This window comes from Kosmotoga sp. DU53 (genome assembly GCF_001639905.1).
GTDB classification, from domain to species: Bacteria; Thermotogota; Thermotogae; order Petrotogales; family Kosmotogaceae; genus Kosmotoga; species Kosmotoga olearia.
This window is the reverse complement of sequence record NZ_JGCK01000071.1, coordinates 117,764-143,423: the sequence shown is the minus strand read 5'-3', so window position 1 is coordinate 143,423 and position 25,660 is coordinate 117,764. Positions and strand designations below refer to the sequence as shown.

Genomic DNA, 25,660 nt, shown 5'->3' with positions numbered 1-25,660 from the left:
CAATCCTCGCTACTGTCCTTGGCTCAATCGTCCGACGCTTAAAAGGAACGGGCTTCCTAACAATCACTTCCTTTGCGCTTCCTAATTTCACTGCTTCGATTCTGCGTAAATACTTCCTAACAGTGTTCCGGGATATCCCGGTGAGTCTTGTTACCTCACGAATAGAACCATATTCCTGATAGAGCCGTTGAATCTCTTTGACCTCGTACACGTTTTTCACCCCTCGTATACCTCCTTGAGCAGATTGTTTCTATTATCTCGCTCAAGTAAGGTCTTTTTTTCCACGGGGTAACGGGTCAATTTTCTATGGCCCTGGGGGGTCAATTTTATTTGACCACATACAATTTATAAAGAGCTTACAAATAAAATAGCTAACCAATATAGAAATAAAATAGAACCTTTCTACAAAATTATATATGAAAATCTCCTGAATAGTGAGGAGCACGAGTCAGAATGGATTTTTAACCTCTACTCATTCTTGAAACATATAGGAATTGCCAAAGAAACCATCTTTAAAGCTGTAGAAAAACTTCTCGAGAATAGATATCCTTCGGATGGTACTAAAGTCAGCGCAGGTAACATTGAATTATGGGACCACATACTCGAAGTGAAAAATGACAAGGAATTAGCCAAAATATTTAATGATAAACTAATAGCAGCAGGAGATAACATAGAAACTTTACTTGCCAATCCAAACTTTTATTCATGCTGTGCAAAACACAAGATAGTATTAGACAACAAATTACATAGATACATTTTCAATGGAATTTCAAGCCATTTTAGAGATTTAGATGAAGATAGTATTAACGATCTCCGTGTTTTCTTCTCAAATCAAAACAAGACATTTTTAAAGAGGGTAATTAAGGACTTCAAAAAATATGTTGAAGACAAATCATATGAAACCCAAGAACTTCGAGAACCCAGAGTCGAAATTGATCTGATTCTTGATATATTTACTCCTATTTTTGAAATTGTCTTTTCAGAACATTCTGATTTGAAGAACGAGTTAAAAGACAGCGATTTTATTGAATCTCTTAAGGATGTAAGTATTAATGGAATTTCAGAGAGTATCGGAACCTTCTTTAAATTGTTAGATGTGAATATAGAAGAATAAGATTCTCTCTTCTATATTCAAGGAAAAACGCACAAGATCTCAAAAATTACGGTCTAAGTAAATCATGCCATTTTTTGATCCACAGAACAAGGATCTACATAACAAAAACATCGATGTTTTATCCTCTCCAAAAATTGTATTCAAATACAAAAGCCGAAAATAGAGGTGATAAATATTTTTGAGTTGGAAAGACTTCAAGGAAGAAGAATTTACGGGTTATGGTGGTTTCCACAATTTTCTAACATAAAGTACAGAGGAGAACTGTATATTGAAGGCGAAAGTTTCTTCATAAAACTATTTGACGACCAGAAAAATTTTTATAACCGAGTTGGAGACAATATTGATGTGATGCTCGGAGAGAGTGAAGAAGGGAGACTTTCTCTCAGAAATGGATTTGTGAAAAATGAAACAACATATCATTCTGGTAGAAGAAACTTTAAGGCTATTCTACTGCAATTTACAGAAGCATACTTTGGGTCCCATTTTGGACAAAACTTAGAAACTTTAGAGAGCATTTCCATAGAATCAAAAGAATTATCAAAATGGCTTGGCACATACCCGTTTGAATATGTGAAACTCTCCAATTATGACAAAGTAATAGCACATAAGAACTTTAAGTCCGTTTCAGCGTATGTAAAATCCATGAAGTTTAAATTGGAAATACATAGATTGGTTTCAGAGAGCAGTGATGAAACGGAAGCAACCCTTAAAAGCATTGTAAGTATATTAATCACCCCGGATTCTCCAGCAAACATAATGTGGTACAAACCAATAGCAAAAAGCATTCAGAATCTTCTTGTACTTCTAATCGGAGGTGTTGTGCCTTTTGACCGCGTTTCAGCGCTTCAATTTTTCAAGCAAGATGACAAAGAATATCCTTGGACTACTGAAATATACGGTTGGTTAAGAACTCCAACAGCTAATGATATAAATTCCCATGAAATAATAGTCAACTTGGAAGATGTTCGAAATAAATTTGATTCAATCGTCAATCAATGGTTTGTGATAGAAAAGGAACTCGCTAAAGCTGTTAATTTATTTGTGGCTCTTTTCTTCAATAAGCATCTTTATCTAGAGTCAAAATTTATTATATTAATGCAATCTATAGAAGCATTTCACAGGCAGAAATTTGTTGGAAAACTATTACCAGACGATGAGTTTGAAAGGGTTTACACAAAAGCAAAAGAAATTATTGAGAGCAAACTAAAAGGTACTGTAAGTCAAGATATTTTAGAGAGAATTAGTCAGCAATTACACTATTGCAATGAATATAACCTGAATAAAAGACTTAAAGAAGTTCTCAATAGTCTTCCTGTCAGTCTAAGAACGCTGGTAACAAAGAACCCAAAAAAATTCACTCATCTTATAGTTAATACTCGACATGATATGACGCATCCCTCAAATAAATCGAGAGAAAAGATATTAAAAGGTGAAGCTTTAGTATATGCAAATGAACGCTTAATGCTCCTTTGCCATATTCTATATCTAAGAGAACTTGGAGTTCCTGATGAAATAATTAGAAAGGGAATAGTGCGTGCTCCTACATACAGATTTTTGATTGAAGAATGTCCTGATAATCTTTAAAGAAATGGAGGGAAAATCCTATGGACAAAGAAATGTTTTTGGAAATCGTTAGAGTGCTTGGGCCTTCAATATTAGTAATCATAGGTGGTGCCGTTGGATGGTTTATAAAAGCAAGAATCGAGGAGATCAAAAACATTCAAGAAAAGCTAAGGGAAGAACGAAGAAAGCTATATGTGGAAATACTTTCTCCATATATAAAAATTTTTTCGAATCCTGATAACGTAAATCAAGCAATAAAGGAAATAAATTCTGTAAACTACAGAAAGATTTCTTTTAAATTTAACTTTGTTGGTTCTGATGAGGTAATACGTTCTTTGAATTCATTAATGCAGTATATTTACAACGTTGAATCTGGCAAGGAAGAACAAGATCATATTAAATTGTTCACTTTATGGGGAAAACTCTTATTGGAAATTAGGAAAGATTTGGTCAACAAAAGAACTAAGCTAAATGAATTTGATATGCTTAAGAGTATGATAAAAGATATTGATGAACTTAACGTAGCACAGACTCAAACCAAATCGAAATAGATGCTTGTTGTGATTATTCTTAGTTGCAGATATTTAACAACCAGAGATTTTTTTACTTAATCAAATGAACGACATGTTGTTCATTCGACCAAAAATCCTAGCAATTAAAGAACCACGACGAAACAACTGAACCAAAATAGTCTTTTAGATTCTTTGTTATAGATGATTCTAAGCGACACTTGATGTAAGAAACGAACATTAAATCATGGAGAACCCTGATTTATGAACCAAAAATCAAAAGAGGTAATTAGTAAATTGCTTCTCTACCACAAAGCTTGTTGTCGTGCAATGAGATACGTAGATCTGAGATGGGATAGTGTCTGAGGTTATATTAATGAAATACAGAGAAAAATGGGGAAAACTCGTGTGTCCAGAAAATGGGGGTGTATTATTCAGTAACTGCTTGATATTTGTCCAGTTTTTCGGGGAGCCTCACATATCCGCGAAATGTTGTATGAAATTGTACCATAAGGGGAGAATAAAATGGAGGATATTATAATTTTAAAACTGTTTGGTCATTACAAAAGAAAAAATCAGAGGAAGGATTCATTGTTAAAATTGAATGTACTGAGAATATATTTGGTTTACCTAAAATATTGAGAATTTAGAAACGGCACAACTACACTTATCGAAGAATGCAGGGTCAAAAGAGATGGCGCTATTGTTAGCAGTTACTATTACGAGTCATAAAACTAATTGGTGATTACTTGGTGATTGTTTGGCAATTCTGGTAGTTATTTGATTATAGGTAAGAGAGAAAAAAGTGATTACTGTGTATTTTCATTCATCGAACAATCCTCTTGGTAAATATAACCATTCGGCTATATAATGTAACCGAATAGGATAATGGGGGTCGCTATTCGAGGAGTGGTATTATGAAAGACAAAAGGATAAAAGAAAGATCTCTTGATGATGTCTTAAATGAAATCGAGCAAGATAATTCTATAAAAGAGAAGGTTGATTTTTACCAACCTCTTGCGGATTTTATACTGGAAGTCCAATTGAAAAGAGAAGAACTTGGGATGACCCAGGCGGATCTTGCAAAAAAAATGGGAACAAAGCAATCCGTCATATCCAGATTTGGGAACATGGGTAGAATTCCAAGCTACACTTTTCTCATGAAGCTGTCAAAAGCTCTCGGAAAAAACTTTTTTATGACCATGAACGGCGATTACGCCGTAACTGTACCCGCAGAACTAAGGGAAAGAGTTGATGAGCTTGCTAACAAGGAAGGGTTGACACCAAAGGAATTTTTGAATTTGTTGATATCTGAAAGCCTGGACAACTGGGAACATAGGCATAAAAAAGTCAGTCAAGAAAAAATTATAATTTAGTACTCGCAAAAGTTGGCATTCGACCGATAATTCTTCCGCTTTTAAAGTAATCCATTTTCGTTCCTGCCATATTTATATTTCGCTCCGTCGCGGTCACAGAAAATTGACCCTCCCCCGTTATAATCAAACGGCTTTAGGATAAAAAAGGTAAAAAATGGTAAAGTTGACAAGAGGTGATTGAATGAATGGTTTAGCTTTAGCCGCTGGAGGGGTAAAGGGGTTTGCACACGTAGCTGTATTAAGACTGCTTCAGGAGAACGACTTCAAGATCGATGTTGTTACCGGGTCATCCGCCGGGGCAATTGTCGCGGCATTATATGCGCTCTATGAGGACTGGGAAAAGGTGCTAAAGGAATTTTCCAGCGCCGTAGATGAGCAATTGCCCGCGATGAAGAAATACTTAAAGAAGATAGAAGGTCCAAACATATGGAGCATAATACAGAGGTCCCTTGTTACCCTCGAAGATTACTACCCTTTCTTCAGGGCTTTATTCGGTAAGAAGACCTTTTCAGACTGTAAAATCCCGCTCGGGGTTGTGGTTTTTGACGCTGTATCGCTCGAGTCTATGCTGGTAACGGAGGGATACCTCGTTGAAGCGGTTATGGCAAGTTCTTCCGTTCCGGGTGTTTTTTCTCCGGTATGGCTGGGAGGAACCCAGACTGTTGATGGTGGTGTGTTGAGGCCGGTGCCAGTGGACGAAGCCCGTTTGCTCGGTGCAGACTATGTTGTAGCCAGCAATTTTGAGAAAGAGGAGCCGAAGGAACCTCAGGACCAGATGGAACTGCTTCTGTTTCTGGATAGCTGGAAGGAGAAATACATAATATCAATGGAGATTGAAAATGCCGATCTTGTATTCAACCACAGGATAAATTACCCATGGCATGCCTTTGAAAACTACAGAGAAATCTACAAAGAAGCGTGGCAGGCTCTTTGTAAAAGGAGGAAGGCAAATGAGATTAGCTTTCGGCGGTGATTCGATCCTTTACCTTTCTTTACCTGGAGCAATAAAAGCACTAAATGAAAGCACGATTGATATAGATGAAATTCACTGCGTAGGATTTTCCTGCATACCCCTGTTTTTCTCAGAATACTATAAATCAGCGGATAGGGCATTCAGTGTCATGAGGCATATCTGGAAGGATATTGATAGAACATTCCACCATCCGGACGGGAATAAACTTGTTAAAACGGTTGAGCTTGTAAAAACGCTTTACAGGCTCGGTAAATCGATGCATGGTGTAACACCCATAAAAACTCTGGAAGATTTTGTTGATAAATACTTTCCTGATATAACCACAGATAAAGTTCCTCGTCTTAAGATCCACGCTTTTAATATTAAAACCTATGACGATGAAGTAATCAGCGGCAGTCTGAGAGAAGCGATGAAGATGACTCTTGCCTTTCCGATTCAGTTTGGAGCTTACAAAGACCATGTTTCCGGTGCGAATGTTTATGGAGTTCCTGAAGGGGACATTCTCTTTTTGCTCAATATGCCCCAGAACGCTGTTCCGAGGAACGCCCTCGACTATATGATGCTCTCAACGATCGCGAGGACAGGTGAAATCGTCCTCTACCGCAAGGAAAAAGCCAGGTACGTTATTGAATTCACCTCAACAAATTCAAATCCTGACAGCTTCGTACCGAAGCTTTACAAAGATACCAGGAAAAAGCTCGAAGCGCTCAATACTGTTCAGAAGAAATGAAAACGTGCTATCTCTACGCTGAATATACACGTTTACTCTCTTGGTACATTGTATACTGTGCTTATACTCGTATGTACTCGTTATATAATACTAATTAGTATATTAACTACAATACTTGACTCATACTAATAGTGCTTTTATGTCCTTGTATACCCTGTATGTTCTGTTTTATCGCTTGCATATTTTGTACAATATTTTCTTCGGCGATTACTTACCTGTATTTTCCCCGTTTGAGAGCAACCTCACAGCTTCGCGCTTTTCTCTGTCGGTGATATGGAGATAGATGCTTGTGGTGGATATATTGGCGTGGCCAAGGATTTCCTGCACTATCTTTATGCTTGCACCGCGCTGTAGCAGGTGTGTAGCACAGCTATGGCGGAAGATGTGCGGGTGGAAGTGCTTATCCGGAAATATTTTTTTCACGTGGTTCTGGAGCATTTTGTTCACGGATTTTCTGGTAATGGGTTCACCACGGATTCCTACAAAGAGCTTAATATGCTTGTTTGCGTCGGGAAATCTTTCTCTGTGTTTCAGATAATCTGAGATTATCCGAACCGCGTCGGGCGTGAGGGGGACGATCCTGTCTTTGTCTCCTTTACCGCTTTTGACGCGGACAAGGGGATCGTTCTCCAAAGAGATATCCCTGAGCGTGAGGGAGCAAACCTCGCTGACCCGCAACCCGCAGTAATACATCAGGGCAACGATGGCTCTGTTACGCTTTCCAAGATGGGTTTCTGGGAAGGCTTCCAGTATTTTCTGGATCTCTTCGTAGCTAATGTATTCGGGTATGCGCCTGCGTGTTTTCGGAGCTTTTACCAGGTCTGTTGGTATTTTATTCACTGTACCGCTTACGTAGAGGAACATGTAGAAGGTTTTGAGGGTGGAGAGATGTCTGGCCACTGAAGAGGGTGAGAGCCTTGAATCCGAGAAATTTCCTTGTGAAAGCTCTTTCATGAACTTTTCGATATCACGCCTTTTTACCTGCCGGTAGTCAAGGGAATATTCTTCCAGGTACTGGCCAAAGTGTTTGAGATCCCTGGTGTATGACTCGACGGTATTTTTCGACAGGTTCCGCACAAATTCCAGATATTCTGCGAACCTTTCCACAGCATCTTCAAAATCCATTACGTTCCCCCCTGAAAATAATCAAAAGTGGAGACGTAATATACATTATGTCTCCACTTTATTGTATCATATTTCATCACCAAAACAACGGTTTCTAAACACGGCTTGTATTAAAGCTTACAGACGGCGCCTTTTATATTCGATTTTAAGGCCATTATTTTCGGATTCACGTATAATTTCTCTTCAACTAAGAAACAATGGCCTCAAAATCGATTCTAACACCTTTCACTCCAAACACAGCTTCACAAGCTGCTTAGCAATTCCGATAGTAGCTCACGGTACTTTTCATTGATAAAATAGCGGCGATTCTTTCTAAAAACAAGGGGTTCTTTTATGCCTGCATAATGTTTTGAGAGGGCACCCATGATTGCACCCACCGCCATGGGACTTTTCACTTCTGGTTCTCCCATTTCTGTCAAAATGGGATTCATTTTAGCATAAATTTCGGAAGCGTTGGATTCTTTATCCAGCAGTATAGTGAGAAATACCCTTGTAGCTGGTTTTAGTTTATTCAGAAGTGTCTGGATCTCCTCTTTATCCCATTCGCTTTGAAGCGTTGCTGTACGTTTGAAAGGCGCTAATTTACTTTTGAAGGCTAATATACTCAATTCCATTACAGGAGCTAGCTTTTTATCATAGTTATCGTCTATGGACAGCACTCCTGCAATGGTGGAAAGCGGAAGGTTTATCTGTACCACCATATTCAAAAATTCAGCAAGTTTCATAAACGTCACAAAGGGTCTCTGAAAATCAACGGGTTCCGGTAGCACGAGAAGCGCATGCCTGGAAATTCCCCGCCCTTGAGACGCCTCAAATGGAATGAAAGCCGCAACCTTCAATTTAAAGTCGTTTCCAGCTTCCCAGATGCCGGTTATTCTTTCACGATTGGAGTATTTTACATAATTAACCTTGAATCCTGCGATTTCAGCAAGTCTGTTTGTAAGATCCGCGTAAGCTCTTTCATACAACAGCACCTGTTTTTCATCACTGGTATCTAGAGAATCGAGTAACATCGTAGCGTCGCCAGTGACTTCTTCGATGCTCGAAAGCTTTTGCAGATAACCGTTAAGGAACTTATTTCTGGAAGATTGTGTCCCGCTTTCGTCTTCCAATGTTCCCAAAATATTCAGTATATCTACTATTGTTATGGAACGAGCCATTTTTACACCTCCATCGCACATTATGCTGTTTATATTTGTACATATTATACCATTTCTTATATGTGCTACATAGGTTCTCACAAATTCATATGTTATTGTACCCACCACAACGTACAACCTATACAACCATCTTTACAGACTATGCTATTATATACTCGCCCTACAATAACCATAAAATAGTTGCACAATACAGCAGCTGGTATTATTGTATATTTTGTTCTGATTCTATATACACGTGTACAAGTTGTACAAAAAGTTATCCAACAAAATGGTATGATGCTCATATACCTACCTTGTAATCCAGAAGATTAGGTCTCAGGAGTGATTTCCCTTGCAGGTGGTTTTTTACATTTCGACATATTTCGTTGGTCTCCTCGCGGGAATAATGAATACCCTCGCAGGCGGAGGCTCGATGCTTACACTTCCAATGCTGATGTTCCTTGGACTCGACGCAAACATCGCAAACGCCACAAACAGAATAGCCATATTCTTTCAAAATCTTGTTGCAGTTACAAGCTTCGAGAAAAAAGGAGTAAAAGCTTTCAGAATTTCCTTGCCCCTCGGGACAGTGGCGGCAGCAGGTGCAATTCTGGGATCCTTTATCGCTCTTGATTTAGACAAAAATCTATTGCAAAAAGTAATTGGCATCACACTGTTGATCATGACCTATTTTGTAATAAGAAAACCCAAACTCAAAAAGAGTAACTCTTCAACAAACTCTATCCTCAGGGTATTGGTGTTCTTCGGACTTGGTATATACGGCGGATTCATTCAAGCAGGGATTGGCTTTCTGATGATCGCTGCGATAACCTTCTTTATAGGGACAAACCTTGTGAGAACTAATGCAATCAAGGTGGGGATTATCCTCATTTACACCACAACTTCGCTGGTTGTCTTTCTGTCAAAAGGTATGGTGAATGTACCGGTCGGATTGTTGCTTGCACTGGGAAATATGAGTGGTGCCTATCTCGCCGTAAGGTTTGCCATAAAAAAGGGAGAGAAATTTTTAAGGATTGTTCTTATCGTTGTCGTAATCATAAATGCTGTAAAAGCTTTTATGCTCTAAAAGCTCAATAACTCTGAATCAAAACGGATTTTCATGATAAAATAGTTAAAAGGGCTAAAGAGGTGGAAAATATGCCCTTACTATATAATGGTGAAGGATCAAAATTAGTTTCCGAAATAGAAAAGATCTTACAAAAAAAGCTAAAACGCAGAGAACGGGAGAGAATTATTTCCGCATATGAGCTTGCCAGAGAAAACCACGAAGGACAGTACAGAGAATCAGGTGAGCCTTTTATTTCACATCCCGTTGCAGTAACAAAAATCCTTGCCGAGCTTCAGGCCGATACGGATACATTGGTATCCGGGCTTTTGCATGACGTGGTTGAGGATTGCAATGTTCCACTCGAAGATGTAGAAAATCGGTTTGGCCCGATAGTTGCCAAAATTGTAGATGGTGTAACCAAAATAAATAACCTCAAGTTATCTGAAACACTGGATAAAGCTGAAATAAAATCCAGAATAAAGATAGAAACAATTCGCAAAATGCTTCTCGCCCTTTCCAGCGACCCACGTATTATCATTGTTAAACTCGCTGACCGTCTGCATAATATGAGAACCCTTTATTTCGTTAAAAACGACAAAAAACGAAAGGACAAAGCGCTGGAAACGCTTAATATTTACGCTCCCATCGCTCATAGAATCGGTATTCACAGAATAAAGTGGGAACTCGAGGATCTTTCCTTCAAGTATCTGTACCCAAATGACTACAATGAGTTGAAACTGAGAGTGAAGAAGAAACTTCATGAACGTCAGGCAACAATGGACGAATACAGAAATATAGTTGCCAATGAATTGAGAAAGCACAGGGTAAACTTTCTGATTGAAGGAAGGGTAAAACACCTTTATAGCATCTGGCAAAAAATGATTCGAAAGAACAAATCCTTCGATGAGATCTATGACTTAATAGCCCTAAGAATCATAACGGAAGACGAAGTTAGCTGCTATAAAATACTTGGAATCGTCCATTCTCTATGGCCACCCGTTCCCGGCAGGTTTAAAGATTACATCGCTGCCCCTAAATCAAATGGGTATAAATCACTTCATACCACTTTAATCACCCACAAAGGTGAACCTCTTGAGATCCAGATCCGAAGCGAGAAGATGCACAAAGAGGCTGAATTCGGGCTTGCAGCTCACTGGATTTATAAAGAGGGGATAGACCTGAAAGAACGAAGCTGGTTCCACCAGTTATCGAACTGGCACAAGGATTTCATCGAAAGTTTCAAAGATATAGAAAGCGTTTCTAAAGAACTGGAAACAGACGAGGTCTTCGTGTTTACCCCAAAGGGTGAGGTTATCCATCTTCCAAAAGGTGCGACTCCCATCGATTTTGCGTATGCCATTCACACGGAAATAGGTCATCATTTGGCAGGTGCAAAGGTTAACGGTAAGATGGTTCCGATAAATTATCAGCTTCAACTGGGTGACAGGGTTGAAATCATAGTAAACAAGAATAGTGAAGGCCCAAGCCTGGATTGGCTGAACTACGTGCGCTCGAACAGTACAAAAGCCAAAATAAGACGTTTCTTCAAAACCAAATACAAAAATGAGCTTGTGGAACGGGGTAAAGAAACCTTCCGTAAGATCAGCAAAAAACTCGCAAAACCAATGGAAGAACTTTTGAACAGCGAGAGCGTCAAAGAATTGATGAAACGTTCTGGTGTCAATACAGAAAACGAGTTTTTTATGAAGCTCGGAGACGGGACAATAACCATGGCAGAGATGCTGAAATGTCTTGAACCCCAACCGATAGATATCGAGATCCCCAAGAAATTGTTAAAACCAGTCAAACCAAAGCAGGCCCTCGGTAAAGAGGTATTAATCGCCGGACAGAGTGGAATAGACGTTCACTTCGCTAAGTGTTGCAATCCTTTACCCGGTGATAAAATCGTTGCAGTTATCAGCAGCCGTGGAATATCTATACACGTGAGAAATTGCAAGAATCTTATAAACATTGCGGCAGACAAGTTACTGGAAGCCAGCTGGACTTTTACCTTAGACGGTCGTTATGATGCCTGGATAAAAGCGGTTTTTGATACAACAGAGAAAAACGTCGTTGGAAGAATCCTGGAAAAGATTGAAAATAAAAACGCCAAGGTGAAAAAGTATTATGTGAGTTCCGGAGACTGGGGACAAAGTATCCTTGCGGCGAATCTGCTGGTCAAAGATATAGGTCATTTAACATCCGTAATGGAAAGCATTAGAGGCATTAGAGGAGTGCAAGCAGTTGCCAGAACAGGAGGGTTGCCATGAGAGCAGTCGTACAAAGGGTAAGTGAAGCCGAAGTAAAGGTAGACGGAAAGATTGTTGGTAAAATATCCGATGGTTTGATGGTACTTCTCGGCGTTCAAAAAGATGACACTGAAAAGGATCTGGATTGGATGCTCGAGAAAATACTCAACCTCAGGATATTCGAAGATGAAACTGGTAAGATGAATCTCTCCCTTCTTGAAAAAGGCGGGCAACTTATGCTCGTTTCACAGTTCACTCTCCTGGGATATGCGCGCAAAGGCAGGAGACCTTCTTTTACCGAAGCCGCGCCGCCAGATAAAGCTAAAGAAATTTTCGACCGTTTTGTAAAAAAAGCTTCCGAGAGAGTGCATGTTGAAACAGGCGTTTTCCAGGCTCATATGCTGGTAAGTTTGACCAACGATGGACCTGTTACCATTCTTCTCGATTCTCGTAAACAATTTTAATCTCATAAATTTTATATAGGAGGTGCTCCAATGAAAAAGTCAATACTCATTCTTTCATTGATCGTTGTCCTTTTGACGGCTATTGTCGCCATATCCGGAAAAACCAACGAATCCACCCCTCTCTCTAACGTGGCGGTTGTGGACATCCAGAAGGTACTTGAATCCACAAAGGATTGGAAAGAGCTGAATCAGAGTTATCAAGAAGATCAACAGTTTTACCAGAGGCAACTTGACGCTCTCGTAGCAGAATACAAAAAAATGAAGGATGAAGGTGCCAGCAACGAGGAACTCTTTGCAAAACAGCAGGAAATACTCGCTAAAAAAGCCCAGTACGAACAAACGCTTCAAAGCACCTACAACGCAAAGACACAGGTTATCGTTGACCAGATTCGCAAAAGAATAAACAGCTATGCTGACTTCATGGGTTACGATCTAATACTCACAAAAGAGGCTGTCATATACAGTAAAGAGGTATTCGATATAACAGATCAGGTTATCGAATATTTGAGGGGATTCGAAAATAAGTGATAACCCGTTCGATATTGCTTTGTAAGGATATTTATAAACGTTTCGGAAAGAGACAGGTATTGAAGGGCGTTAATATAATCGCTCATTCTGGAGAAGTGGTTGGTATTCTCGGCCCCAACGGGGCCGGGAAAACCACTGCTTTTAAGTCAATCCTTGGTATTGTAATCCCTGATAGCGGTGAAATATATTTAAACAAGAAAAAGATTACTCACCTCCCCGTACACGAAAGAGCGAGAAAAGGTATTGCCTATCTTCCACAGGAAACCTCTATATTTCGTGGCCTTTCTGTGCTCGACAATATTTTAATGATTCTCAAGTTAACAGGCCAGAAAGAAACCGCCCAGAAAAGGGCCGAGGAATTGTTGAAAGAATTCGGGATCTTTCACCTGAGACATCAATCCGCTGACCTCATATCTGGCGGTGAGAAAAGGAGACTCGAATTCGCAAGAACACTGGTTCTCTCTCCATCCTTTATTCTTCTGGATGAACCTTTTGTAGGAATCGATCCAATCACCGTAAAAGACATTCAGAAGATGATCAGGAAACTTCGTGAAAAGGGAATAGGGGTAATCGTTACAGACCACGATGTAAATAGCATCCACCAGGTTGTCGACAGTCTTTATGTGCTTCACAAAGGAGAGGTCATAGCCAGCGGTGATCCAGATACAGTTCTATCAGATAGCAAGGTCATAGAGAATTATCTTGGAAGGGAAGAGATAGTTTGAGAATAGCGGTAATCGGTTATTCGGGTCCCATTGATAAAGATCCTGTGAAATCTCTGGAAGAGATCTGTGTTCAAACCGGCAGGGTTCTGGCACAAAAAGACCACACTATCATTACTGGCGGGAGAGACGGTGTGATGGAATTGGTTGCCAGAGGTGCAAAAGAGGCCTCAGGTACTATCATAGGCGTTTTACCAAAGGGCGCAAGGGGAAATCCATACAACACAATTAATCTGGACACAGGTCAGGATTATCTTGTCCGTTCTCTGGTACTGATACATGCAGCAGATATGGTTATTTCCATAGGTGGAGAAGTCGGTACCCTCTTCGAAATTGTTACCTCTTACGCTTATCAAAAACCTGTTATACTATTCCGTGGTACAGGTGGCTGGACCGATAGGATAGCTCCTACCCTAATAGACGGGTATTATCTGGATAATCGCCGCCTGACAAAGATCCTTCAAATATCCTCAATAGAAGAATTGATGCTACACATCTAAAGGAGGAATACCATGGTAAGATGTAGATTTGCACCGAGCCCCACAGGACATATGCACGTGGGTGGCGTAAGGACCGCTCTTTTCAACTGGCTTTTCGCAAGAAATCAGGGTGGAAGTTTTATTTTGAGAATCGAGGATACCGACACAGAAAGGTCCACTAGAGAATCTGAAGAACAGATAATCAACTCCCTGCGGTGGTGTGGTCTTAACTGGGATGAAGGCCCGGACATAGGTGGAAAGTACGGTCCTTACAGACAGAGTGAACGCACCAAAGCGGGATTGTATAAAAGGTATGCGGATGAACTGGTAAAGAACAATCACGCATACTATGCTATATATCACAAAGACGATCCTAAAACAGTTATTAAAACCACTACGGAAGAACCCACAGATCTTGGAGAAGAATACACATATACTGTTAACTTCAAGGTTCCAAAGGAAGGCGAAACCACCTTTGAAGATCTTCTCAAAGGCAACATGGTTTTTAAAAACGAGACCTTTGACGACTTCGTTATAATAAAATCCAACGGGTTCCCTACCTATAATTTTGCCGTGGTGATAGATGACCATCTGATGGAAATCACCCATGTCTTCCGTGGAGAAGACCATCTCTCGAACACTCCGAAACAACTGATGATTTACGACGCCTTCGGCTGGAAAGCGCCGACGTTTATGCATATACCTCTTATACTCGGCAATGATAGAAGTCCGTTATCTAAAAGGCATGGACACACGAGCGTCGATTACTTCAGGAGAGAAGGCTATTTGAGCACTGCCCTTATGAATTATCTTGCACTTCTGGGATGGAGTGTAGATGAAGAGATCTTTGATTTTAGAGATAAAATCAGGGACTTTGATCCCCGTTCCATATCCAATAAAGCCGTTATTTTTGACTATGAGAAGCTTGAATGGATCAACGGTAAGCACCTCAGAGTGATCCCATTGGAGGAACTCATGACCGAGTTCGAGCTCTGGTTGAGATACACTGAAAAATTCGATTTTTATGAGAAACTACTGAAAGATCCTGAGTACAGCAAACAGGTTATTTCGATCTGTCGCGAAAAGATAAATACCATGTCGCAGCTCCTTGATTTTTCTGCTCCTTTCTTTTCAGATGAATTGGAATATGAAAGCAGATTTGTGGATAAATATCTCAAAAAAAGCTGGAGCACAGAGGTTTTAGAAGCCGCCATAAGGCGTTTTGAAGAGAACGATGATTGGTCTATTGAAGGCGTGGAGAAGGTTATCCGGGACGTGAGTGAAGAGAAGCACACTTCCAAGAAAAACACCTTCCAGACAATTCGAGGAGCCGTAACAGGCAGATTGGTCACTCCGGGACTTTTTGAAACCGTTGCTGTGCTTGGGAAAGAGAAAACATTGGAAAGGCTCGAGGCAACTCTTGACCTCGCAGAAAGCTTGAAGGATGAAGAAGGGATTTAGTCTCGTTGGAATTTTGATGTCTCTGGTGGCGACGATTTTTATCGTTGCTGTCGTTTTTTCTGTCTTCACAGAATTCAATCTCGTGAATTCGCAATACATGGGCACGATAAAACATATTCTCGAGCTAAAAAGAGCTTTCGAATTCTTTGAAAGGGATCTTTTGACGTACCAGCGAACTATTGGAACCCCCACTTCCACAAGGTTTTCTTTTATGAAAATACAAGACGGAAACTATGTAAGAGTAACCTACTATATCACCGAAGATAAGCGTGTTGTAAGATCGGCAAAGCAGAACAGAAAAAAAACCGGAGTAAATACCATCGCCCAGTACAAAAAAGAAGCTAAGTTCGAATATTCCGACGGAATTATCACTTTAACAATAGATAGTTACTCCCTTTCTCATAGTTTAAACGAGGAGTGAAAAAATATGGCTTCAAAGGAACTAAGAATGATTCTGAATGCCCTTGAAGATGAAATTCAAGGACGCAGGGAACTCCATCTCTCAGAGATGCTCAAATCACCATCGGCATTCATTCGTGCCAAAGCAATTCGGGAATCTGCAACCTCAGAAGTAGTGTTAGAAGATGTTGAAAAATACCTCGAAGATGAGTCCCCGGCGGTTAGGAAAGCCGCTATTGAATACCTTGCAAAAACCGGCACGGATGATATGGCAATCGTGCGCGCTCTCGAAGATCCAAGTGAAACAGTTAGAACGACCGCTGTTAAATATATTGTCGAGCTTGGACTCCTTGATGATGAGCTAAAAGAAAAGATAGCAAAGGAACCTTCCCAAAGAGTGCGAAAAGCCTTTGTTGAAACAATGATCAAGACTGACGCTTCATTTGAAGAATTGAAAACTTTTGAAAACGACCCCAGCAACGAAATTAAGACTATGCTTGAGGTTTATAAGGGTCATATTCCCCTTGAAGAACAGGCGATGTTAAAATTACCCAAAAAACTCAGGAAAGTCGCTATAGCTTTGAAGGTACAAAAAATCGGTGAAAAAGAATCAGAATTACTCTGGGAGAAGATCAACGAATTTTCTCATCCGGAACTTAAAACAGCCTGTATAGAAATACTGGGAAAGTTTCCACCAGAAATGGTATCAGACAAGCTAAGGAAACTAATGGACTCCGAAGATCCAAAAATAGCCGTGGCAGCAACCAGGGTTTACGGAAAAGAACTCGGTTACGACGAGAGCCTTCTCGGAATTGCCGAAAAATTTATTGATTCCGTGGATGAAGAATTGAGACTTATGGGTGCCCGTATTCTCAAAAAGCTCTCTGAACCCGCTATGGTAGGCATTTTGAGGAATGCCTTAAACGACCCATCCGATAAAGTCAGAGCCACAGTCATAGATGCCCTGGCCTCGATGCTTGACTATTCTATCGAAGAAGATGTGAAGATCGCCCTTCTTTCAACCTCAACACGACTCAAAAAATCCGGGTTGCGGGCTACGAAAAGGCTGAAATTACTTACTCTTGGTGATCATGTTGTCCGGATAATTGCGAATAAAAAAGAAGAACGTTCTGTTAGGATACTCGCAGTGGGAGTGGCTGGTTTTTTGAAGATCACTGATGCCCTTGTTGAACTCGAAAAGATTATAAACACCACCACAAACGACGGGAAGTTGAGATTATCAGCAGCAAAAGCCATGGCGAGAATAGCTCCTCAGAGATTGCTGGAGCTCTTTAATATGGGCTGAGATCAGTTGAGAATAACAAACAAGAAGGATAAAACCCCCATAAAACACAAAAGGGAGCTTTTTATATTCCATTGGAAATAATCCTGTCTCACCGATGTTTTATGAGCTCTGTCAAAGCCGCGAACCTGCATTGCGATTGCAAGTTCGTCGGCTTTTTTTATTGAAAGAACAATAAGTGGAACGATTATGGCTATAAAGGTTCGAAGTTCTGGAAACAGCCCGTTTTTCTTAAACTTCGCGCCCCGGGCTCGTTGAGCTAGTACTATTTGTTCGGCCTCTTTAGAAAGAATGGGAATGAACCTCATTGATATTGAGAAAATAAGCCCTACGCTTCTGGCAATTCTCTGTGAAAACTTCAGTCTGAGCATAAGATCTTCTATGGAGTGTGCCATCCTCAATGGAGCTGTTGTGAAAGACAACAAGGTACTGAACAGGACAGCCCCAAACAACCGCAAAACCAGAACAACCGCATTTTTCATACCCTCTATGGTAGCAATCAGCGAACCAATCTGGAATATGACCTTCCCGGGAGTGAAAAAAATCTGGAAAAACACAATGAACAATGCTATGAGATATACACTCTTTAAGTTTCTCAAATAGAATTTTATCGGGACGTTACTCAAATACGCCTGCAAAAAGAATAACAGGTATATAAACATAAAATCAGCTGGGCTCTGGCAAAAAAAAGAAGAGAATCGCCAGACTGATGTAAACTATGAGCTTCGCGCGCGGATCTATTTCGTGAATGGGAGAATTAATTGGAACGTATCTTCCAATGGGGAAATTCAACGCTCGGTCATTCCTTCCTGTATCTCACGAAACTCGTTGGGGTTTCCCAGAGAACGATCTCAAAAAGTTTCCTCTTATCCGTCTTTACAAGGGGTTCGAGTTCATCAAAAATCCATCGTGCAATATATTCGGCAGTAGGTTGGGGTATTAAATCGTTTATGTAAGAATGGTCGAGCTTGTCCAGTATCTTTTCTTTAATGACTTTTTTCAACTCAGCAAAGTCTATAACCATCCCTTCCTCATCCGGTTCCCCTTTAATCGTTACCTGAAGACGGTAGGTATGCCCGTGAAGCTTTTCGCACTTCCCATGATAGCTTGTCAGGTTATGCGCAGCATCAAAAGTAACCTCTTTTGTTATATAAAACATTTTATCCCTCCCACATTATTATATCGTTCTTTATACTCTGATGACAATTCAGATTCATGTTATTTTTTTATCGAAAAACTCATCGAACAAAGCGATAAGAAAAACGTCAAATATATGATGGTATAATCTATTGAGGAGGTGATCGTGTGCTTTTCTTTGATCCAACATTCATATTTTTGATCCCGGCAATAATATTAGCAATATGGGCTCAAGCTCTCGTGAGTCAGAGATTTACTTATTATTCTAAGGTTCGTTCCACCTTTGGTATAACCGGCGCAGAACTCGCAAGACGTCTACTGGACAATTCAGGACTGTATGATATAAAAATCGAAACAATACCCGGTCAACTAACCGATCATTACGATCCAAGAGCAAAGGTCGTCAGATTATCCCAGGCAACTTACAACAACAGTTCCATCGCGGCATTAGGGGTTGTAGCTCATGAAATCGGCCACGCATTACAACATGCAAAGAATTACGCTCCGCTGGTTGTAAGAAATGCCTTTGCACCAGTCGCGAGCTTTGGCTCATATTTCAGCTGGGTTATCTTTTTCATGGGAATCCTGTTCTGGTCACCAACTATGATACGGTTTGGAATCGTTCTCTTTTCACTAGTTGTCCTCTTCACTCTGATTACGTTGCCTGTTGAATTTGACGCAAGCAAAAGAGCAAAGCGCTTACTCGCGGAAATGGGAATGCCAGAATCCGAAGTAATTGCCGTCAATAAGGTTCTTTCTGCGGCAGCAATGACCTATATCGCTTCTATGGCGATGGCCATGCTTCAGCTGTTGAGAATGATTTTCATTGCCGGGTTGTTTGGACGCAGAGACTGATGAACGATCCACGCCAGAAAGCTCTGGAAACATTGGCTTTTTTTGATCAAAACGGTTATATACCATTCAGGAAGGTGGAGATAGCCATCTCCACCCTTTCATCTATTGGTAGAAGATTCTATATGAATTTGGTAATGGAAACCCTCAGAAAACGCATTCAGATAGATTACATACTGAATCAGTTTCTCAAAAAACCGGAAAAACTGCCGGCACCGGTAATGAATGCTCTTCGATTGGGGGTAACTCAGCTTTTTTACATGGATAGTGTTCCAGAGTTTGCCGCGATACACTCCAGTGTTGAACTTTTGAAAGCAAAGAGTTTTAAAAAACTGGTCAATGCGGTCCTACGAAAGATAAGCAAACTTGAAACCCCTCTGCCGGAACAGCCCATCTGGCTCAAGTATTCCCACCCAAAATGGCTGGTTGATTACTGGGAAGAAATAGAGTGGATCAACCCGCTCGAAGAACTCTTGAGTTACAACCAGCAACCGCCTCTTCAGGTTTACAGCATCCCAAAAGGAGAATACCATCTGCTGGATGAAAAAGGATACATCTACGATAAAAGCGATTTTTCAGATTGCATTATCGTTCTCGAAAAGGGTGAACCAATCTCTTCTTTGAAACGTATTGACGAACTTGAATATATAGTAAACGAATATTTCCGGTGCCCTGTAATTAAACCCGAAAATTCTTCGCTTGCTTTGCTTTCTGAAAAACCATGGCTCTTTCATACAATCAGTAAAGAAGAGTTATTAAAAAGTGCAAATGAGCTGAAAAAGGAACTTTCCAATAGAATAGCGAACATAGAAGAATTTGTTTATTTAAGTAATACCCTGACACTGGAAGAAAACACTCAACTGCTCGCACCTCTCAAAGAATTTGTCCCTGTTCCCCTGGACGATTTTATGATAAGGTATAACCTGCGGGGTACGTGGGATGGATACGGTTACTGGCTTTTGCCTCCCAATAGCCCAAGACCTGGATACATCGCTAGAATGAGGAGGAAATAAAGGGATGCAGTTGCTGGAGATGACACTGGATGAACTAAGAAAAGTTCTTGTGGATGAAGGTTATGAAAAATATAGAGCTTCTCAGATATTCGATTGGATCTATAAAAAGAAGGTTCTCAATTTCTCTAATATGACGAACCTTCCGAAAGATTTCAGGAAATTTCTGTCTGGAACCTTTCGATATCCTGAAATGACAATAGTTCGAAGAAGTCTTTCAAAAATAGACGGCACTGAAAAATTCCTTTGGAAGTTGCATGACGGTGAGTTTATAGAATCGGTAATACTGAGACATCCTGATCATACAACCTTTTGTATTTCCACACAGGTTGGTTGTCAGCTCGGCTGCATCTTTTGTGCCACAGGAATGAGTGGCTTTAAACGTAATCTCAGCGTCTCAGAAATAGTGGGGCAGGTCATCTTTATGGAAAAATCCATGGGAAAAAATGTTACCAACATCGTATTCATGGGGATGGGAGAACCTTTCTTAAATACTGACAACGTTTTTAAATCCATTGAAATCCTGCATGAGCCCGCGGGAAGAAACCTTGGAATACGGCACTTCACCATCTCAACTGCTGGCATCCCGGAAGGAATCATAAGACTCGCTGATTCAGGAATGGACGTAAGATTATCACTTTCACTGCATGCAGCCACAGATGAAAAGAGAAGCATGTTGATGCCGATAAACAAACGATACAACATTCAGCAGCTCATGGCGTCTCTTGAATATTATCAGAGGAAAACAAATCGGAGGATCACCATTGAATATATCCTCATCGATGGTATAAATGATTCAATAGAAGACGCGAAACAGCTGGCAAAATTATTTAAGCACCTCAAGATATTCGTGAACATCATCGCGATTAATCCCGTTGTTCCAACCCTAAAAAGACCTTCCAGAGAAAAAGTGGAACGTTTTGCGATAGAACTGAAAAAGCACGGAATCGAAGCTGCAATCAGGACAGAAAAAGGAAGTGACATAGATGCAGCATGTGGTCAATTAAGAAGAAAAAATCTTCAGGAGGAGAGAGCTTGACTGAAAAAAGGAAAAAGGGTGTAGTTATCAGATTTGGTAGTAGAACAATGGTTGTGGCTGACTTGCATACCAAAAAGAGGTACATCTGCAACATGCCAGGACGTTTTAAGCTACAGGGAATTCGACCGATAGTAGGCGACATTATTGAGTTCATTGAGACAACAGAATCGATGGGAAGAGTGGAAAATATTCTTCCCAGAAGAAACGAGCTTTTAAGACCGAGGATAGCCAATATCGACCAGATAATACTCGTAACCTGTTTGAAAGAGCCTACTGTTCCTCTGTATATCGTGGATAGGTTCCTCGTTCTCGCTGAACACAGCGGTTTGCCAACGGTAATAGTAGTAAACAAAACGGATCTCCTCACGTCCCGTGATCCGTTGAAGAAGTTTTATCATATCTACGGTGAGTACTACAACATTCTTGAGGTTTCCGCAAAGGAAGGAACGAATATAGACCTCCTCAAAGAAATCTTCAAGGGTAAGGTTTCTGCCATGGCTGGAATGTCCGGAGTAGGAAAAAGTAGCCTGTTGAACGCTATAAACCCCGGTCTGAGCTTAAAAACCTCGGAAATATCCACAAGATTAGACAGAGGCAAGCACACCACAACCTATTCAGAACTCCTCGAGTTCGACTTTGGAGGATACGTAGCCGATACTCCCGGGTTCGCTTCTCTTGAACTTCCGTACGATATGGAACCCCAAGAACTTCAGAATTTCTTCAGAGACATCTCGGCACATAAAGGTATGTGTGCTTTTTCAAATTGTGTACACGTTGAAGAACCGGGATGTTACATAAAGGAGCTTGTTGAGACCGGTGATATTCCCATGAGTCGTTATGAAAGTTACCTTAAGATGTATAATGAGCTTTCCGAAAGAAAAAAAGGACGCAAAGGAGGCAGGAGATAAATGGCTCTGGTTTCACCTTCCATACTGGCGGCGGATTTCGCCAACCTTTCTGCTGAAATAGACAAGATCAAAGATGCCGATTTCATTCACGTGGACGTCATGGACGGGGTTTTCGTCCCCAACATAACCTTTGGGACACCTATAATGGAAGCCCTTAATAAGCTGGACACACCACCATTGGATGTTCATCTCATGATTGACAATCCATCACAGTACATAGAGAAATTCGCCAATCTCGGTGCCTCAATACTCGCGGTTCATATAGAAGCTGAAAGGCATCTTCACAGACTTGTCGATCGAATTAAAAGCCTCGACGTTGAAGCTTTTGTCGCAGTTAATCCCCATACACCCGTATCTGCGCTTGAAGAGATCATACAATTTGTCGATGGTGTTCTTATCATGACAGTTAACCCTGGCTTCACGGGCCAAAGCTTCATTCCCGAAACAGCTCAAAAAATTGCCAAGCTTGATCACTTAAGGAAGGAAAAAGGTCTGAATTTCAGGATCGCTGTTGACGGTGGAATAAACCTGAAAAATGCACAGACAGTCGTCGATTACGGGGCAGATATACTCATCATGGGAGCCGCTATCTTCAGATCCGAAAATCCTGCAGAGGTTATACAAAAAGTCAAGGAGTTGAAAAAATGAAAGTTTATCTTGTTTCCGGGAATACCCATAAATTGCTGGAAATACAAAAAATAGCCCCAGAAGGCGTTGAGATAGAGAGTATAACATCTCTTGATGTGTCCTTAAACATCGATGAAAACGGAGACACCTTCATTCAAAACTCAATAAAAAAAGTTGAAGCCTTTCGAAATTTGGGTGTTCCCCTTATAGCAGATGATTCCGGCCTCGAAATCGATGCGCTTGACGGTTTCCCTGGCGTGCATTCTGCGCGTTTCATGGAAGAGCATTCTTACGAAGAGAAAATGCAAGCAATCCTCGAAAAACTTGCGAACGTCGAAAACAGAACCGCACGTTTCCGATGCGCCGCAACCTTTTTTGATCCGAAAAATTTCATCCTCCTCGCAGCCGAAGGAACGGTAGAGGGCACAATAGCCTTAGAAATAAGAGGCAACAAAGGTTTTGGATACGATCCTATATTCATTCCCGAAGGTTATAAGAAAACCTTCGGCGAATTAGGGGAAGAAATAAAAAATCGAATAAGCCATCGTTCGAGGGCTTTCAAGAGACTCTTCGAACTTCTTCACCTCTATATCTTGCATGAAAGAATATGATCAACCCCACGATCATCAGAATCACAGAAACCAGCTTTGCGGTTCTCAGCTCACCGACATAGAGGCTGTCAAGCCTCAATCCTTCTATGACGAATCTACCCATGGAATAGAGTATCATGTACAATCCCGTTACCTCACCGTACCGCTTTCGCTTCTTCATGTAATTGAACAGAACGATAAATACAAATATATCCCAGAGACTTTCGTATAAGAAGGTTGGGTGAAAGTACTTATACTGCGTGTATCCCGGCACTCTGTATCCCCGGGGAACAAACATCTTCCACGGTAGATCTGTTGGGGCACCGTAAGCTTCGTGATTCATGAAATTTCCCCACCTGCCTATCGCCTGGGCGAGAGGCAAAACAGCCGTAAAAATATCCGAAGCCTGAAAGAACCGGATCCCCGCCGATTTTTTCAAACGGGTGTAAAGAAATCCCGCGAACAACCCTCCGAAGAAAGCCCCATGGATTGCAAGACCACCGTTCCATATTTTGAAAATCTCTATGGGATTGTCACGGTAGTAATCGAAATTAAAAGCAACATAATACAATCTGGCACCGATTATTCCCGCGATTATTCCCCAAAATACCATTTCCACCAGATAATCTTCTTTAATACCTTCCTTCAAAGCGAAATTCCTTCCAAGGATATAGGCGAGAACAATCCCGGTGGCGATAAGCACACCATACCATCTCACACTGAAAGGACCTATGGTTACTATTATCGGATCAACGATGAGTTCACCGGAAAAAGTTACTTTAAGGAAGAAAAAAAGTGCAACAGCTGCAACCGCACAAAATACGCCAAGAATAATTCTCCTCTTTTTCAAAAAAATCCCCCCATTAAAACTGCGTGCGGTTTTCCGCACGCAGTTTATATTCTTTATCTCTTACTCTTTGTTTTCTGAATTCTCCGAACCTGCTTCTTCCTTTTCTTCTTCCTCTTTCTGTTCTTCAACGGGTTCATCAGCACTAATCTCTTTTATTGTGGCTTTTTCCACGATAAGGTCCTGTACTTTCGTTCGACGTATGTTCTCTACAATATCGTTTCTAATATCTTCTCTGGTTTTGACAATCTCTTTTGCACGTTCCGGTGAAATTCCCCAATAGGTCGAAAGTTCTTCTGCGGTCTTCATAACCTCTTCATCGGTTACTTCGATTTGTTCTTTTTCTGCTATCTTCTCAATGGCTGTGTTCTTTTTCAATTCGTTGAGAATACCCGTTTTGAATTCTTCATAAAGCTTTTCTTCACTGCCAGCCTGCTTCAGATAAGAATCATAAGTGTTCTCTTTCTTTGCGTTTTCTATTGCCCTATTGACAAAATAGTCCAGTGTTTTTTCAGAAATCTCAAGTTCAACAAGCTCTGCTAATTTATCCTGTACCTGCTGGCGCAGGAAATCTTTCTTCCAGCTTTCGAAAGCCTCGAGCCCTTCCTCTTCCAGTTTCTTCTTCAGTTCCTCCAGGGTGTTCACTTCAGAGGCAACACTTTTGGCAAATTCATCATTAAGTTCCATAAGCGTTCTCTTGAGGACTTCCTTAATTTCTATCTTGTAATGGTATTTGTTGTTTGAGTTTTCAAAGGTTCTGTCAAATTCAACGATATCTCCCTTTTTCTTTCCAATTACGTTCGTAACAATGGGTCTGTCATCATCTTCAACGATCAGTATTTCCTGTGTTTTATGATCGGCAATTATCTTGCCATCCTTTTCTATCGTGTACTCAATGTTAATAACATCACCAATTTCAGCTGGCCCGTCCTTTGGTTCAACTATAGCCGCTTCGTTTCTAAGCTCCTCGAGTTTGTTATCCACGTAATTGGCGAGAACCTCTTCCTGCTTGGGAACGGACAACTCCAGGCCAGTGTAATCCTTGAGTTCAACCTTTGGCTCGCGGTGAAGTTCAACTACGAAGACAGCAACATCACCTTCGATCTTTCGGTCAGCAATGACAGCAGGAATAAAAAGTTCTTCATCTTTGAGAGTATCCTCAATCTTCCTGGAAAGTTCTTCCAGAACCATATCTCTGAAATTTTCACCGAAAAAGGTCTCAATTATTCTCTTCGGAGCTTTACCCTTTCTGAATCCTGGTATCGTGTAGTTCTTGTTTACATACCTGACTATCTCATTTTCCGCTTCAGCGATCTCATCCGGTCCAAAGGTAAATTCAACTATTTCCACGTTCTTTTCTGCCTTAACAACATTTTTCTCCACAAAGAAACCCTCCTATCTTTTTTTCAGCTTTCTTGCCTGTCGATTATACGTTTCAATTCTATTC

Annotated in this window: 27 protein-coding genes and 1 pseudogene; 21 read left to right on the top strand and 7 right to left on the bottom strand. The window is 40.7% G+C overall.

The features are described 5' to 3' along the window. A partial coding sequence (locus DU53_RS10240; protein WP_369816081.1) for a helix-turn-helix domain-containing protein occupies positions 1-220 on the bottom strand: 220 nt, incomplete at its 3' end. Positions 221-478: 258 nt separating this feature from the next. Between DU53_RS10240 and DU53_RS10235 the strand changes: the two genes are divergently transcribed. From DU53_RS10235 to DU53_RS10210, 6 genes are all read left to right on the top strand, one after another. Then, positions 479-1,114 carry a hypothetical protein gene (locus tag DU53_RS10235; RefSeq protein ID WP_063728550.1) on the top strand — a complete coding sequence of 212 codons (636 nt, stop codon included), beginning with the start codon at positions 479-481 and terminating at the stop codon, positions 1,112-1,114. A 183-nt stretch (positions 1,115-1,297) separates the two neighbouring features. Beyond that, the gene (locus DU53_RS10230; RefSeq protein ID WP_063728549.1) at positions 1,298-2,698 is read left to right on the top strand and encodes a HEPN domain-containing protein; all 1,401 of its coding nucleotides are present in this window, start codon (positions 1,298-1,300) and stop codon (positions 2,696-2,698) included. Positions 2,699-2,718: 20 nt separating this feature from the next. Beyond that, the gene (locus DU53_RS10225; RefSeq protein ID WP_063728547.1) at positions 2,719-3,228 is read left to right on the top strand and encodes a hypothetical protein; all 510 of its coding nucleotides are present in this window, start codon (positions 2,719-2,721) and stop codon (positions 3,226-3,228) included. An 875-nt stretch (positions 3,229-4,103) separates the two neighbouring features. After that, positions 4,104-4,562: a helix-turn-helix transcriptional regulator gene (locus DU53_RS10220; RefSeq protein ID WP_063728546.1), complete on the top strand. Its 459-nt coding sequence runs from the start codon at positions 4,104-4,106 to the stop codon at positions 4,560-4,562. Positions 4,563-4,743: 181 nt separating this feature from the next. After that, positions 4,744-5,535 (top strand): patatin-like phospholipase family protein, encoded by a 792-nt coding sequence (locus tag DU53_RS10215; RefSeq protein WP_063728544.1) that lies wholly within the window; start codon positions 4,744-4,746, stop codon positions 5,533-5,535. Then, on the top strand, positions 5,513-6,265 hold the full coding sequence (locus DU53_RS10210; RefSeq protein ID WP_063728542.1) for a hypothetical protein: 753 nt from the start codon (positions 5,513-5,515) through the stop codon (positions 6,263-6,265). Before DU53_RS10215 ends, DU53_RS10210 begins: the two co-directional genes overlap by 23 nt. Before the next feature lie 207 nt (positions 6,266-6,472). Here DU53_RS10210 and xerA read toward each other — a convergent pair whose 3' ends face one another. Further along, positions 6,473-7,390 carry a site-specific tyrosine recombinase/integron integrase gene (xerA, locus tag DU53_RS10205; RefSeq protein WP_063728540.1) on the bottom strand — a complete coding sequence of 306 codons (918 nt, stop codon included), beginning with the start codon at positions 7,388-7,390 and terminating at the stop codon, positions 6,473-6,475. A 242-nt stretch (positions 7,391-7,632) separates the two neighbouring features. After that, entirely contained in the window at positions 7,633-8,550 is a 918-nt protein-coding gene (locus tag DU53_RS10200) for a hypothetical protein (RefSeq protein WP_041288738.1), read from the bottom strand. Positions 8,551-8,887: 337 nt separating this feature from the next. Between DU53_RS10200 and DU53_RS10195 the strand changes: the two genes are divergently transcribed. The 9 genes from DU53_RS10195 to DU53_RS10155 all read left to right on the top strand — a co-directional run bounded on the left by DU53_RS10195 (position 8,888) and on the right by DU53_RS10155 (position 17,206). After that, positions 8,888-9,616 carry a sulfite exporter TauE/SafE family protein gene (locus tag DU53_RS10195; protein ID WP_148208035.1) on the top strand — a complete coding sequence of 243 codons (729 nt, stop codon included), beginning with the start codon at positions 8,888-8,890 and terminating at the stop codon, positions 9,614-9,616. A 71-nt stretch (positions 9,617-9,687) separates the two neighbouring features. Then, positions 9,688-11,868 carry a bifunctional (p)ppGpp synthetase/guanosine-3',5'-bis(diphosphate) 3'-pyrophosphohydrolase gene (locus tag DU53_RS10190; protein ID WP_015869279.1) on the top strand — a complete coding sequence of 727 codons (2,181 nt, stop codon included), beginning with the start codon at positions 9,688-9,690 and terminating at the stop codon, positions 11,866-11,868. Next, a complete protein-coding gene (dtd, locus tag DU53_RS10185) occupies positions 11,865-12,311 on the top strand; it encodes a D-aminoacyl-tRNA deacylase (protein ID WP_063728538.1) in 447 nt (148 codons plus the stop codon). Before DU53_RS10190 ends, dtd begins: the two co-directional genes overlap by 4 nt. A 30-nt stretch (positions 12,312-12,341) precedes the next feature. Beyond that, entirely contained in the window at positions 12,342-12,839 is a 498-nt protein-coding gene (locus tag DU53_RS10180; protein ID WP_015869277.1) for an OmpH family outer membrane protein, read from the top strand. Next, positions 12,836-13,564: an LPS export ABC transporter ATP-binding protein gene (gene lptB, locus DU53_RS10175; RefSeq protein ID WP_015869276.1), complete on the top strand. Its 729-nt coding sequence runs from the start codon at positions 12,836-12,838 to the stop codon at positions 13,562-13,564. The genes DU53_RS10180 and lptB overlap by 4 nt, the downstream gene beginning before the upstream one ends. After that, complete coding sequence (locus tag DU53_RS10170; RefSeq protein WP_015869275.1) at positions 13,561-14,061, top strand: TIGR00725 family protein; 501 nt, start codon at positions 13,561-13,563, stop codon at positions 14,059-14,061. Before lptB ends, DU53_RS10170 begins: the two co-directional genes overlap by 4 nt. Before the next feature lie 12 nt (positions 14,062-14,073). Continuing rightward, a complete protein-coding gene (gltX, locus tag DU53_RS10165) occupies positions 14,074-15,501 on the top strand; it encodes a glutamate--tRNA ligase (protein WP_015869274.1) in 1,428 nt (475 codons plus the stop codon). After that, positions 15,485-15,922, top strand: coding sequence for a hypothetical protein (locus tag DU53_RS10160; RefSeq protein WP_041288737.1), 438 nt, complete (start codon positions 15,485-15,487; stop codon positions 15,920-15,922). The genes gltX and DU53_RS10160 overlap by 17 nt, the downstream gene beginning before the upstream one ends. Before the next feature lie 6 nt (positions 15,923-15,928). Continuing rightward, positions 15,929-17,206, top strand: a complete 1,278-nt coding sequence (locus DU53_RS10155; RefSeq protein ID WP_015869272.1) for a HEAT domain containing protein — start codon at positions 15,929-15,931, stop codon at positions 17,204-17,206. A 2-nt stretch (positions 17,207-17,208) separates the two neighbouring features. Here the strand turns inward: DU53_RS10155 and DU53_RS10150 are convergent. Together DU53_RS10150 and queD are read right to left on the bottom strand one after the other, a co-directional pair. Continuing rightward, positions 17,209-17,880, bottom strand: a pseudogene (locus DU53_RS10150) (energy-coupling factor transporter transmembrane protein EcfT); the annotation flags it as partial. Positions 17,881-18,002: 122 nt separating this feature from the next. Then, positions 18,003-18,362, bottom strand: a complete 360-nt coding sequence (gene queD, locus DU53_RS10145; protein ID WP_015869270.1) for a 6-carboxytetrahydropterin synthase QueD — start codon at positions 18,360-18,362, stop codon at positions 18,003-18,005. Positions 18,363-18,508: 146 nt separating this feature from the next. Between queD and DU53_RS10140 the strand changes: the two genes are divergently transcribed. From DU53_RS10140 to rdgB, 6 genes are read left to right on the top strand one after another with little or no spacing between them, the layout of a single operon-like run. Next, positions 18,509-19,195: a zinc metallopeptidase gene (locus tag DU53_RS10140; RefSeq protein WP_015869269.1), complete on the top strand. Its 687-nt coding sequence runs from the start codon at positions 18,509-18,511 to the stop codon at positions 19,193-19,195. Continuing rightward, positions 19,195-20,205 carry a transcription antitermination factor NusB gene (locus tag DU53_RS10135; protein ID WP_015869268.1) on the top strand — a complete coding sequence of 337 codons (1,011 nt, stop codon included), beginning with the start codon at positions 19,195-19,197 and terminating at the stop codon, positions 20,203-20,205. Before DU53_RS10140 ends, DU53_RS10135 begins: the two co-directional genes overlap by 1 nt. 4 nt (positions 20,206-20,209) lie before the next feature. Beyond that, positions 20,210-21,241, top strand: coding sequence for a 23S rRNA (adenine(2503)-C(2))-methyltransferase RlmN (rlmN, locus tag DU53_RS10130; RefSeq protein ID WP_015869267.1), 1,032 nt, complete (start codon positions 20,210-20,212; stop codon positions 21,239-21,241). Beyond that, positions 21,238-22,149, top strand: a complete 912-nt coding sequence (gene rsgA, locus DU53_RS10125) for a ribosome small subunit-dependent GTPase A (RefSeq protein WP_015869266.1) — start codon at positions 21,238-21,240, stop codon at positions 22,147-22,149. Before rlmN ends, rsgA begins: the two co-directional genes overlap by 4 nt. Then, a complete protein-coding gene (gene rpe / locus DU53_RS10120; protein ID WP_015869265.1) occupies positions 22,150-22,797 on the top strand; it encodes a ribulose-phosphate 3-epimerase in 648 nt (215 codons plus the stop codon). Further along, a complete protein-coding gene (rdgB, locus tag DU53_RS10115) occupies positions 22,794-23,387 on the top strand; it encodes an RdgB/HAM1 family non-canonical purine NTP pyrophosphatase (RefSeq protein WP_015869264.1) in 594 nt (197 codons plus the stop codon). Before rpe ends, rdgB begins: the two co-directional genes overlap by 4 nt. Here the strand turns inward: rdgB and lgt are convergent. Next, a complete protein-coding gene (lgt, locus tag DU53_RS10110; RefSeq protein ID WP_015869263.1) occupies positions 23,335-24,216 on the bottom strand; it encodes a prolipoprotein diacylglyceryl transferase in 882 nt (293 codons plus the stop codon). The genes rdgB and lgt overlap by 53 nt on opposite strands. A gap of 60 nt (positions 24,217-24,276) precedes the next feature. Beyond that, positions 24,277-25,596, bottom strand: a complete 1,320-nt coding sequence (tig, locus tag DU53_RS10105) for a trigger factor (protein WP_015869262.1) — start codon at positions 25,594-25,596, stop codon at positions 24,277-24,279. Positions 25,597-25,660: the final 64 nt, after the last annotated feature.

Excerpts from the sequence above, each read along its gene's own strand:
- DU53_RS10215 (WP_063728544.1), top strand. The coding sequence starts at position 4,744 with ATGAATGGTTTAGCTTTAGCCGCTGGAGGGGTAAAGGGGTTTGCACAC.
- DU53_RS10220 (WP_063728546.1), top strand. The coding sequence starts at position 4,104 with ATGAAAGACAAAAGGATAAAAGAAAGATCTCTTGATGATGTCTTAAAT.
- DU53_RS10225 (WP_063728547.1), top strand. The coding sequence starts at position 2,719 with ATGGACAAAGAAATGTTTTTGGAAATCGTTAGAGTGCTTGGGCCTTCA.
- DU53_RS10160 (WP_041288737.1), top strand. The coding sequence starts at position 15,485 with ATGAAGAAGGGATTTAGTCTCGTTGGAATTTTGATGTCTCTGGTGGCG.
- rlmN (WP_015869267.1), top strand. The coding sequence starts at position 20,210 with ATGCAGTTGCTGGAGATGACACTGGATGAACTAAGAAAAGTTCTTGTG.
- DU53_RS10200 (WP_041288738.1), bottom strand. The coding sequence starts at position 8,550 with ATGGCTCGTTCCATAACAATAGTAGATATACTGAATATTTTGGGAACA.
- xerA (WP_063728540.1), bottom strand. The coding sequence starts at position 7,390 with ATGGATTTTGAAGATGCTGTGGAAAGGTTCGCAGAATATCTGGAATTT.
- rdgB (WP_015869264.1), top strand. The coding sequence starts at position 22,794 with ATGAAAGTTTATCTTGTTTCCGGGAATACCCATAAATTGCTGGAAATA.
- DU53_RS10180 (WP_015869277.1), top strand. The coding sequence starts at position 12,342 with ATGAAAAAGTCAATACTCATTCTTTCATTGATCGTTGTCCTTTTGACG.
- DU53_RS10135 (WP_015869268.1), top strand. The coding sequence starts at position 19,195 with ATGAACGATCCACGCCAGAAAGCTCTGGAAACATTGGCTTTTTTTGAT.
- queD (WP_015869270.1), bottom strand. The coding sequence starts at position 18,362 with ATGTTTTATATAACAAAAGAGGTTACTTTTGATGCTGCGCATAACCTG.
- dtd (WP_063728538.1), top strand. The coding sequence starts at position 11,865 with ATGAGAGCAGTCGTACAAAGGGTAAGTGAAGCCGAAGTAAAGGTAGAC.
- gltX (WP_015869274.1), top strand. The coding sequence starts at position 14,074 with ATGGTAAGATGTAGATTTGCACCGAGCCCCACAGGACATATGCACGTG.
- rpe (WP_015869265.1), top strand. The coding sequence starts at position 22,150 with ATGGCTCTGGTTTCACCTTCCATACTGGCGGCGGATTTCGCCAACCTT.
- DU53_RS10210 (WP_063728542.1), top strand. The coding sequence starts at position 5,513 with ATGAGATTAGCTTTCGGCGGTGATTCGATCCTTTACCTTTCTTTACCT.
- DU53_RS10155 (WP_015869272.1), top strand. The coding sequence starts at position 15,929 with ATGGCTTCAAAGGAACTAAGAATGATTCTGAATGCCCTTGAAGATGAA.
- DU53_RS10190 (WP_015869279.1), top strand. The coding sequence starts at position 9,688 with ATGCCCTTACTATATAATGGTGAAGGATCAAAATTAGTTTCCGAAATA.